Annotated in this window: 4 protein-coding genes; 3 read left to right on the top strand and 1 reads right to left on the bottom strand. The window is 59.3% G+C overall.

Annotated elements, in window-relative coordinates:
* Nucleotides 1–111 precede the first annotated feature (111 nt).
* The 3 genes from BR41_RS15470 to BR41_RS23695 are packed head-to-tail and all read left to right on the top strand — an operon-like array spanning nt 112 to nt 11,520.
* Nucleotides 112–10,479: an RHS repeat-associated core domain-containing protein gene (locus BR41_RS15470; protein ID WP_169741313.1), complete on the top strand. Its 10,368-nt coding sequence runs from the start codon at nt 112–114 to the stop codon at nt 10,477–10,479.
* Complete coding sequence (locus BR41_RS15465) at nt 10,439–10,903, top strand: hypothetical protein (RefSeq protein WP_156970742.1); 465 nt, start codon at nt 10,439–10,441, stop codon at nt 10,901–10,903. Before BR41_RS15470 ends, BR41_RS15465 begins: the two co-directional genes overlap by 41 nt.
* Before the next feature lie 53 nt (nt 10,904–10,956).
* Entirely contained in the window at nt 10,957–11,520 is a 564-nt protein-coding gene (locus tag BR41_RS23695; protein ID WP_084187251.1) for an SMI1/KNR4 family protein, read from the top strand.
* 94 nt (nt 11,521–11,614) lie between these two features.
* Here the strand turns inward: BR41_RS23695 and BR41_RS15460 are convergent, their stop codons facing one another.
* A complete protein-coding gene (locus BR41_RS15460; RefSeq protein ID WP_035058646.1) occupies nt 11,615–12,100 on the bottom strand; it encodes a hypothetical protein in 486 nt (161 codons plus the stop codon).
* Between the last annotated feature and the right edge of the window lie 15 nt (nt 12,101–12,115).

The raw sequence follows: 12,115 nt of genomic DNA, 5'->3' as shown, positions 1-12,115 counted from the left end.
CAGGAAAAAGCGGCGTCGCTGGTCGGTTCCAACCAGACAGGCAACGCCACGGTAAAAGCTTGGCAGTCAGGTGATGTTTTGACGTATCAGACTCGAACGACGATGCAATCGATGCAGCAATTTTTCTCTCGCGCCCTTGAATGGTCCGGAGCGACCGCAGCCGGCATGTGCCTGTTGCTGGCCCCGGCCTTGAGTCATGGTGCAGCTGCATCCGCCCCGGCCAGCGCCCCCGCCAGCCGGCAAGCCAGCGCACCAACGACGGCCGAGCTACCCGAGCGCATCCTGTCTGACATCGCCCACGGCCGTAACCCGCGTGGCGGCATCGATCGCTATTTGTCCGCCACCGCCAGCCAGGCGCACGGCAGCCCGTATGTGGATCGCGGCCAGGAAGTTCGCCAGTTGCGCGCCGCCCAGGCCGACTTGATCAATGCACTGCAGAGCAGCGCGCAGGCTGAATCGCTGGCTGGCATCTATAGCCGCTGGCACGCCGCGCTGATTCTGGTGCAGAACAAATTCCAGTCGGTGCAGACGCGTTTGCAGTCGTCGTCCGATGGCGCGGCCTATGTGGGCCGCAACAGCCAAATTCGCGATCAAGTCCTGAGTACCGCCAATCAAGTCGTGGCCCTGCTGGATGCGGCCTTTGCCCGTGATGCCAACGGTGCATTCACGCTCACCGCCGCACAACAGCGCCCGTCGCTGCAACAGGCTTTGGCCTTGTTGCGCGCAGCGCCGACGGTCAAGACCGATCCGGCCATCTTGCGTGCCAGCAATCTGCCGGCGGGCCCGGTCAGCCTGCCGGTGCATCAACCGGTACTGACCCCCAACGTGGTGCCGAGCTACGCCACGCAAACCGAAATCAGCCTCACCCCGGACGACAGCGCCGATAGCGTTGATGCACCGCTGTCGCAAGAGATCTCCGACCAGGCCACGGCCTTGGGTAACGATTACGTGCGTATCTATGAATACGTGCGCAACCAGACCCGCACCGAGTGGTACGCGGGTTCGGCCAAGGGCGCTGTGGGCGTATTGCGTTCCGGCGCGGGTAACGATGTCGATCAAGCCAGCCTGCTGCTGGCCTTGTTGCGCGCTGCCGGTGTGCCCGGCCGGTATGTGCATGGCGTGGTGAGCTGGCCGGTCGCGCAGTTGGCAACCGATCTGGGCTTGTCGGATATCAATCAAGTGCCGGCCTTCCTGAGCAAAGCCGGTATTCCGTTCTCGCCGGTCAATCAGGGTGGCAAGCTGGCGGCGGTGCAGGTGGTGCACACCTGGGTCAGCGCTTACGTGCCCTATAGCAACTATCGCGGGGCGTTCGTCGATGCCAGCGGCAAGACGTGGCTGCCACTCGATGCCTCCTACAAGCACAGCACCTGGCGTGCTGCCGGCACCGGCATGAGCCAGGCCGGTACAGCGGCGCAACTCTCGAAAGCCTATCTGGCAGACCCGACGCTGAATGTCGATCTGCTCGGCTATGTGCAGCAACAAGTGCAAAACGCATTGAACACGGCAGGCGGCGGCGAATACGCCCAGCAACCCGCCGTTGCCACGGTGACGCCGCTGTCGCTCAGCCTGTTGCCCAATACGCTGCCGTACAACGTGCTGGCGGTGAATTCGGAAAGCCCGGCGCTGGCCGATGCCGACCGGGTGACCGCGCATATCGTCATCCGCAAGGGCAATACGCCATCCGATGCCATCGTGCTGGATCGCAGCTTCCCGGTGGCGGATATCGGCAATCGTCGCTTCACGCTGTCCTATAGCCCGGCCAGCATCGCAGATCACCGGCTCATGCTGCTGTTTGGCGGCATGGATCTGGTGCCGCTTTACCTGATCAATCTGCGGCCGCAACTGCGGCTGGATGGTGAAGTGACCGCAGTCGCCACCGATCCGGTCAGCCCCGGCACGCTGCTGCGGGTCGAAGTGACTTTGCAAAGCCCGGCGGGCACCGCCCAGCTGGCGCAAACCGTGTTGGCGGGGGCTTATCAGGCGGTCTCCATCGCGCAAAGCCCGACTCGCCCGGCCACGGACAGCGCCGGCAGCCAGACCGAGCCGCGTGCCGGTGCCTTGCTCGACGGCATTGCCGTTGCCTATGCACGACGCTGGTCGTCCGGCGAGGATGAGCTGGGCGGCCTGCTGGATACCCGCACCGTTCACCCGCTACCGACCGTGACGCTGGTCGGCAACGCCATGCGCACCGATTCGATCGGCGGCGAGCCGTATACGCTGAGCTGGCAGGGCGTGACGGTGGATGCGGCCTTGCATCCGCTGGAGGCCGTTGGCGCGCGCAGTCAGGATGTGCTGGCGCTGGCCGCCTTGCATGGCTCGTCGCTGGAACACGTGGTGTTCAAGGACAACTTCGACGCCGACTCGATCTCGGCGGATCGCGGCCTGGCGGTCGCCAACGCCAATGGCACGCCGATCCTGTCGCTGGATCGCAGCAATATCGCCTCGCTGGATGCCACGCCGCATGCGGCATCGGTCAAGAACGCGGTCGCCAACCTGGTGAATGCGGGCTATCGCGTCGATATTCCGAACCAGCAGATCCAGTATCAGTCATGGAGCGGTTCAACCTGGCGGGCGACCGATCCGGCCAGCGGCGCAGCGGGTTATTTCATCTCCGGCGGCCTGGCCGGTGGTTCGACCGCCGTACCGGGCGGGGTCTGGACGCTCGATTTCCTCGCCGACGCATTGCGTGATGCCAACAGCGACCCGAACAATAGCGACCCCTTGTCTGGCGCGGCCATCTACAAGCTGGGCGTGGCGGATGCGCAAATTGGCACGGTCGGCCAGCCGGTGGGTTCGCCGCTGGGGGTGATGGTCGTCGACAAGGCCGGTCTGCCGGTCAAGGGCGCAACGGTGCATTTCGCCGTCAGCACTGGCGGTGGCCAGATCGATGGCGGGAGCACCGAGGATGTGACGACCGATGCGCTGGGCGTGGCCCAGGTCAGCTTCACGCCGGGCACCAAGACCAACCTCAGCCCTGTTTATATGCAGCGCAATCCGGCCGACAAATTCGTCACCCGTGCCGGCCTGAACCAGATCGATGCCGCCGTGACCACGCGCAAGGGCCTGTTGCGCATCGATAGCCCGTTCACCGCCATCGGCATGCCGGACAAACAGGCCAACCTGCGCCAGACGTCGGTGCCGGTCTCGACCGGCATTGCGTCGATGTGGGCGGATACCGTCACCTATGTGGTGGAGGACCAATACCAGAACCCGATTGCCAACGTCTCGGGCAACTTTGGCGCCAGCACGCAAATCGGTTGTAACTTCGGTGACGTCAGCGCCTACAAGCCCGGCGCCGTGTTCGAGGTTCGCAAAGGCATGCCGGGCGCTTGCAGCGGGGTGCCGACGCTGGGCGATTGCGGCGGTGCGTCGCTGAGCACCATGTCGGATTCCAACGGTGCCGTGAGCGCTGGTGTGCTGATGAGCAATACGCTGGACGGCACGACGACGGTGACGGCCAATATCGGCAACTTCAACAAGCAGACCGCGTACAAAGGCCTTGGCAGCTGCGGCACGCCCGATGGCAATGCGGAATATGCCGTGTCCCTGAACGGCTCGCAGCTGGTGGATGAGAACGGCAATCCGGTAGCGGCGGCATTGCCCTACAGCCCGATCAAACCACCGGTCAACATCCAGGTGCGCGCCACCAACTGGCCCTACAAGATCGTCAATGGCAAGGCTGTATTCGCGCCATTCGTGACCTGGCAGCCGGCAGACGGCACCGTGAATGCAACGATGCCGCAAGGTGGAGCGGTCACCTCGACCAGCCGGGTCGGGACAGGCTCGTATCAAGCGTCGGTGAGCCCGGGCGGCCTGCCCGGCAAGTATCAGGTTGCGGCTAATGCCAACATTCCGGTCACGACCGTGGCCAACACCAGCAGCGGCGTACAGATCCAGACCACCAACCTGACGACGAACGGAACGGTTGCCACCGTCTATGCCGTAAAACCGAAGATTCAGCAGGTGCAATCGGACGGCGCGCCAAGCGGGCAGTCCACCAACCATATTTTCCTGGGTGTGGACGGCACCAGTACCTACCCGGTGCAGGTGCAGTACACCATCGATCCGTCGGACTACAACGCCCTGTCGGCGGATATGGATTTCACCGACAACGGCAACTGGATCGGTTACGAAGTCGGCAACAGCCGCAAGGGCACGGGCGCTGCATATGTGCCGCGCTCGACCCAGTTCGACATCACGCACCAATACCAGGCGCAACTGGTGCTGAACCGCGGCGGCGATATTGAAGTCCGCGCGGATCAGTACACCTTGCCGCTGCGCGAACAGCTGATCCTCAACTTCCCGACGGCGCTGTCGATGTCGCGCCAGATCGATGTGGAAAACCAACGGGTCTGCGATGTCGGCACTTCGGTGGCATTCGCATTCACGCAGGATGTGACGGCAACGCTGAAATACGTCTCCTTGGGCGACGATGGCTCGGCCAACGGCGGTGAAACGGAGCTGTTCTCCGGCAAGAGCTATAGCGCTGGCAGCTACAGCTACGACTTGCTGCCGGAGAATTTCCCGGCCGGCAATTATCAGCTCACGCTGGTCGCCACCTCGGTCAACGATGCCGGCGCGCAGGAAACGCGTGATGCCGAGCTGAAATCCCGCTATACGGAAACCAACAACCTGCCGGTCGGGCAGACGATCGTGAAGGGCGTGAACGTCCGCAACGGCATGCTGACCGCGCGCTCGCTCGGCTTCAGCCTGCAAGGCCGTGGCCCGGATCTGGATTTCACGCCGACGTATTCGTCCGGCGGCAATGGCGCGATTGGCGTGATGGGCGCCAACTGGTCGCACAGCATGGATGCCGGCATCCAGATCAATAGCTGCGGCGAGGTGATGGTGGACGCCGGCGACGGCGGCAGCCTGCGCTTCTTCCCGCAAACGGATGGCTCGCTCAAGCCCGATAAGGGCTACCACGGCACGCTGATTGCCAACGCCACCGATCACAGCTTCGATTTCTACAGCAAGGACGGCACGCGCTATCACTTCACGTTCATGAGTGCCGGCTCGAACTGGAAACTCGCGTTCGTCGAGGACAGCAACGGCAACCGCAGCACCTACACCTGGGATCTGAACGCCACCCCGGAACCCCGTGTGACGCAGGTGACCGACGCCAACAAGCGCACGGTGACCTTCAAATACACCGATGTGCTGCTCAATTCGCTGGTCAAGACCAGCAACCACCAACATAGCTTTCCGATGGTGTCGGAAGTGGATGGCCCGGATGGCATCCAGCTGCTGTTCGAGCACGATGAATACGGCAACCTGACCAAGGTGACCCGCACCGGCTCGCCGACCAAGATCGAAACCTTCAGCTACCACACCGATGCGCCCGAATGGCGGCAGCGCACGCTGATGAAAACGGCCGTTGATCCCAACGGCAATAGCACCGGCTACACCTTCAACAGCCAGAGCATGAAGCTGCAGAACGGCGCGATCGTGATCAACATGCCATACGTCTTTGTGAGCGAGGTGCAAACCCCGCTGGGCAAAGTCGGCTTCTCGATCGATACGGTCAGCTGGAACAACACCACCGTGACCGACGAGGACGGCCACACCACCCAGTACACACTCAACGCGCACGGCAGCCCGCTTTCCATTGCCGATGCGGCCGGCACCACCAAGATGTCCTGGTCCAACGACGACGTGGTCATGCTCGGCAAGGTCGACGGGCGCGGCGTGACCACCAGCTACGGCTATGACGTCAGCGGCAACATGACCAGCGAGTTCGTTGGCGGCTTCACCCAAAGCTGGAGCTACATGCTCCAGACCGCACCGCCGTATATCAAGAACCGCATGCTCAGCCATACGGATCGCAACAGTCAGACCTATGCGTATAGCTACGACGGCAAGGGCAACAAGACCCAGGAAAAGAACCCGGATGGCGGCGTCATCCAGCACACCTATCTGGGCAACGGCGATCGTTCCAGCACTACCGACGCCATGCACGGCGTTACGCGGTATACCTACGATTCGTGGGGGTATGTCGATACCGTCACCGATCCGATCGGGGCCGTCAGCAAGGAAGGGCACGACGAACGCGGTCGCACCATCGTGCGGCAAGACGGCAACGGCAACAGCACCACCTACGCCTACGACGGCCAGGACAACCTGGTCAGCCAGACCGATGCCAAGGGCGGCTCGAAATCGCATACCTATGATGCCAACGGCAACAAGCTGACTGAAAAAGACGAAGCCGGCCACAGCACCGGCTGGTCTTACAACGCCATCAACCTGGTGACGCAAGCCACCAACGCCAAGGGCGACAGCAAGACCTATACCTATGACCCGGTCGGCAACAAGACCGGCGAAACCGACTGGCTCGGCAATGCCACCAGCTATCAGTACGACGGCGCCAACCGCCTGACCCTGCGCACCGAACCGCTCGGCAAGAAAACCCAATACGCCTACGACGAGGTCGGCAACGTGCTGACCGAAACCGATGCGCTCGGGAATGCCACCACCCATAAATACGATGACCTGAGCCGGCGCAAGCAAACTACGGACACAGCCGGCGGCAACTGGGCATTCACCTTTGACGGCAACGGCAACCGCCTGAGCCAGACCGACCCGCTCAACCGCCTCACGCAGTCGAAGTACGACCCGATGAACCGCTTGGTGGAATCCGACGAGCCGCTGAACCGCACGCTCAAATACACCTACGACTTCAACGGCAACAAGACCGGCGAGACGGATGCACTCAACCAGAGCACCCAGCACGGCTACGACCTCGCCAACCGCCTGATCCGCACCATCGATCCGCTCAATCAGCAGACCACCCGCGAGTACGACAAGGTCGGCAACCTGACCAAGCTGGTCGACGCCAACCTCGGCACCCTGCTGTACACCTACGACGCGCTCAACCGCAAGGTCAGCCAGCAAGATCAGGAGAAATACGTCACCAGCTACGGCTATGACGCAGTAGGCAACCTCACGCAGGAAACGCAGCCCAACGGCAACACCATCACGCATGCTTACGATGTGCTCAACCACCGCACCTCCACCAACGACCTCGTGGGCGCGGCGGGCACCTGGAGCTACGACAGCAACAGCAACCTGCTGACCGAGGCGGATGGCAACGGCAACACCAGCACCCACGGCTACAACGCGCTGAACCAGCGCATCAGCAGCCAATTGCCGGAAGGCCGCAAGCTCAGCTTCAAATACGATTTGCTGAGCAACCGCACGCAAGCCACCGATGCGCGCAGCAATGCCACCGGCTATGTGTACGACAAGCTCAACCGCCTGACCGAAACCGACAACGCGCTGGGCGGCAAGCTGCTGCAAGGCTATGACGCGGTCGGCAACAAGGTGAGCAGCACCGATGCCAATGGCAATGCCACCAGCTATCAATACGACGACCTGAACCGGCTCACGCAGATCACCGATCCGCTCAGCAAGACCAACCTCTACAGCTACGACCTCAATGGCAACCGCACCAGCGAAACCGACAAACGCGGCATCGTCACCACGCATAAATACGACGCGCTGAACCGCCTGCTTGTGACCACCAAGGCCGGCCTCGCCATCCGTGGGCTGACCTATGACGGCGTCGGCAACGTGCTGTTCGAAGCTGATGCCGCCGGCAACAAGGTCGGTTACGAGTACGACAAACGCAACCTGCGCACGGCCGAGAACCGCCTGCTGGCCGCCATCACCCATTACAAGCGCGACAGCATGGGCGATGTCACGCTGGAAACCGATCCGGAAGGGCGCAAGACCAGCCATATCTACGACCAGCGCCGCCGACTCACCAGCAGCACCAATGCCGCCGGCGAAACCACCAGCCAAAGCTACGACCTAGCCAACAACAAGCTCGGCATCACCCACCCGCTGGGCAATGCCGATAGCTTCCAGTACGACACGGCCAATCGCATGGTGCTCGTCACCGATGCGGTCTCCACGACCAAGTACGGCTACGACACCAACAGCAACCATACCGACCTCACCGACGGCAACGGCCACCACACCAGCTACGCCTACGACGCGCTCAACCGCCGCACCAGCGTCAACTACCCGGACGGCGCGACGGAGAGCTTTGGCTACGACGCCAACGGCAACCTGCTGACGCATACCGATGCCAACGGCACCGTCATCACCCGTGGTTATGACGCGCTCAACCGCGACACCAGCCAGGCCTTCAGTCGCAGTAACGACGGCCTGAGCGGGGTCACCACCGGTTACGACGCCAACAACAACGTGCTTTCCGTCATCGAGAACTACGGCAGCGGCACGTTCACCACCACCAACGGCTACGACGATTTCGACCGGCTGCAAACCCGCACCGATCCGTATGGCACCGTTGCGCAATACAGCTACGACGCCAACGGCAACCGCACCCGACTGCTCACCCAGCCGGATGGCCGGATCACCAACTACAGCTACGACGTCCTCAACCGCCTGACCCAGATCAACGGCCAGGGCGGGGTGGATACGTTCGCCTACGACCGCTCCAGCCTGCTGCTGACGCAAGCCGCCATTACCAACAGCATTAACAGTGTTTACAGCTACGACCTTGGCAAGCGGGTTAGCACGGTCACACACGGCAAGAGCGGCGCGCCGTTCAACAGCACCAGCTACCAGTACGACAAGAACGGCAACCGCTTGCAGGAGAAGGTCAACCGTCCGACCGGCGCGCAGCTCACCACCTATACCTTCGATGCCGCCGACCGGCTGACCGGCACCACCGTCGCCGACGCCAACCAAAGCAGCAGCACCGGCTACAGCTACGATGCGGTCGGCAACCGGCTGACGGAAAACGTGAGCACCACCGTTGGCGCTACTACCAGCAGCCTCAACAAGACCTACAGCTACAACACGCGCAGCCAGCTCACCGGCATCACCGTGCAGGACAGTACCAAGGGCAATAGCAGCATCACGCTCAGCTACGACCCGCAAGGCAACCTGACCAGCAAAACCAGCGGCGCAGACACCACCGTCTACACCTACGACGGCCGCGACCAGCTGATCAGCATCGCCCGCAACGGCACCCCGCTCGGCCAGTACCGCAACAACGCCGACGGCTACCGCGTGGAAAAGAACGCCACCGTCAACGGCGTAACGCAGCAATTCCACACCTACTGGGACGGCGTCAACGCCCTGCAAGACACCGACGCCACCGGCCTCCTGGCCCGCTACGACTTCGCCGGCCACAACCCGATCGGCATGTGGCAGCGCGACCAAGGCGCGCAACAACTGGCGCACGACGCGCTCGGCAGCATCATCGCCACCACCGACGCCACCGGCACCGTGCAATCGGAAACCCTCTACGACGCCTGGGGCAACCCGACGCTGAAGGTGGGCAGCAGCGCCAACAAGTTCGGCTACACCGGCCACCAGATGGATGGCGAGAGCGGGCTGATTTACTTCAAGGCGCGGTATTACGATCCGGAAATTGGTCGCTTCATTACCCAAGACCCGGCCGCGGGCAAGGATGAAGAGCCGCTGTCCTATCAGAAGTATCTGTACGCCTACGCAAATCCGACGGTGTATGAGGATTTGGATGGCTACGAAAACTCGCAACACTGCTATGGCGATCCTGGTACGTGTGATACGCGGACCGACGAGGAAAAGGAGCGCGACCACCAGGCCAATTTTGAGCTCCGGAAGCGAGAGGCGCTCAAGAAACGAGGGAGCAGTGATCCGTTCAAGCGCGCTGAGCAGCAAGAGGCAGAGCAACGTGAGAGCGACAAAGCCTATTCGAAGAAGCAGATTACGCAGGAAAGCGACAACCTCAAGAATTGCAACGGTGATCAAGACTGCCGAGACATTGTTCAGCAGCACGAACGGGTTGGGGATGCTGCACACACGACGGCAAAAGTGGTCTCAAAGGCTGGGGATGCCATTGAAGACTGGTACTGCTTCAAAGGCGTGTGCGCAGCTGGTGCTGGTGTTATTGGCAGAGCAGGGAAGCTCGCGCACGAAGTAAAAGTGCTGGAGCAAGAGATCAAGGTGGCAGAGAAGGCGGGTGCGGAGAAGAGCGCGCTTGCTGAGTTGTATGCAAAGTTGAAGGGGCTGTTGAGCAAGGGTAAGGCGGAAGCTAAAACGGAGGCCAAGGCTGAAGGGGCGACTGCGAATGCGAACAAGCCGAATGTGGTGAGGAAGGAGGAGGAGGAGGTCATTGGTGGCCCACATCGCGAGACTTCGAAGCCGGTGAACGATGGTTGTGATTCTCACCATTGCCCAGCTAAGGATGCTTATAAGGGAGCACCAATTAGTTCTGCGGATGGCCCAGCTATAAAAATGAAGCCAGAAGATCATCGGAAGACAGCGAGCAGTGGCTCGTCAGATGAAGCTGTTGCCTACCGAGCTCAGCAGCGTGAGCTGCTCAAGCAAGGTAAGCTCGATGAAGCCATCGATATGGATGTGCAAGATATTCGATCAAAATTTGGCAATAAGTATGATAAGGAAATCAAGCAAATGCTTAAGTATGCGAAAACGCTTGATCCCAAAGACTTTATTTCCAAATAAGCGAGGTGGTGGTATGGAGTTAACGTATAAGCCGCAACTGCAGATTGGCCCAATTTGCTTAGGCATGAGCAGGGCCGATGCTCGTCAAATCTTGGGCCGGCAATGGACGGAATTTAAGAAGAATGAATTCTCGCAAAGTACGACCGATGCGTACGATGAGCTTGGTATTTACATTTATTATGATGTCCACGATATTGTAAAAGGTGTGGAAACATTCCCTGAGTCCAAACTGGCGATTAATGGCTTGCAATTGTTTGGTAAGGGTTTGCGAGAGATATCGGTGTTGTTGGGGGGGTTAGGGTTTCAGTCCGAAGAGACTTCTTCTGGCATAAATTTCTTGAATGGCTCATTAAGGTTTTATGCCCCTGACTACGACGAAAATGCCGATGCAAAAGTTGAATCTATATATGTGGTTTTTCCTTGACTTGAGGCTCAATCCGCACACTTCTGGCATCAGACGTATTCGGTGTTCTGCTTATGAAGCAAAATTCGAATCTCAAGCCAATTGAACAGTATTTTGAATATGTCTGTTCAATCGCTGGTGAAGGAGATGATTTTTTGACAAGCAAAGGCGGCGTACGTGTGACTGAAGATTTCGAAGAAATTGATCGGATTTTGGAAGAGCATGCCGATTTCGTTGATAGCTCTGGCGAAAAGCCCCTTAGTCTTATTGATGAGGCGCAGAGGTATTTGGGAGTGGTGTTTCCTCCATCATATGTTGAGTTTCTGATGCGCTGGGGGACGTTGGATTTTGGTCCAAATGAATATTATGGAGTGATTGATCAGGATTTCGACAACTCAGGAGTGCCTGATGCAGTTTGGTTTACCATGACAGAAAGAGTGGGACGGGGCTTCCCACCTCATTTGATCGTGGTTCGAAATATCGATGGGGATGAGTATCATTGCCTGGATACGACAAATTATGACGCAGATGGCGAGTGTCCCGTTGTTGTTTGGGATTGCCCATCACATGGTGTGTCAAGAAAAAAGGCCGACCGATTTTCTCAGTATTTGTTGCAGGATTTAAAAGACTTTATATAGCTAGCCGGGTTTATGTTGTGAGGTTTTTTAAAGACGAGCTGAAGTGTCGTTGTAGTATGGTTACTATTGGCGGAGAGCAGGGCGCTCTCCGCGTTTACTCATCAGCATTTTCATCAAAGATTCTGGTGTAATCTGCAAATTCCGTATCAGCCAGGTTCCCGCTTATCACCGACTTCGCAAGATCAAAATCAACAACGAAGTTGCAGACTTCCATCGTGCCGCTTCCGATGCTTCCGCCGTCACAGAAACCCAAGCCCGTCCAGCCTAGTAGCGAATTCATTCGCTTTTGGAGCCGATGACGTTTTTCAATGTCCTCTGCCGTACCCATATCATTCACTGCATACTCGATGAGTAATGTGAAATGGTCTTTCATGTCGATTGGGCGGAATCCTTGTGCAATAAGGTTGTCCACTTCCTTTTGAATTGACGCTTCCGCTTTCTTTATAAGAGATGACTTGACCGTTTTATCTGTACCAAGAGTGCCTAGTTCACCCCAGTGAACGGTATGCGAGCCATCGCCGCTATCCCATGTTTCCCAGTATTCTTTTTTGCTGTCGGTAAATTTGTAGAGTTTTAGCATCAATACCTCATGATT

The sequence above is a fragment of the Andreprevotia chitinilytica DSM 18519 genome (assembly GCF_000711875.1).
GTDB classification, from domain to species: domain Bacteria; phylum Pseudomonadota; class Gammaproteobacteria; order Burkholderiales; family Chitinibacteraceae; genus Andreprevotia; species Andreprevotia chitinilytica.
Note: the sequence above shows the minus strand (reverse complement) of the source record. Positions and strands in the feature narration are given on the sequence as shown.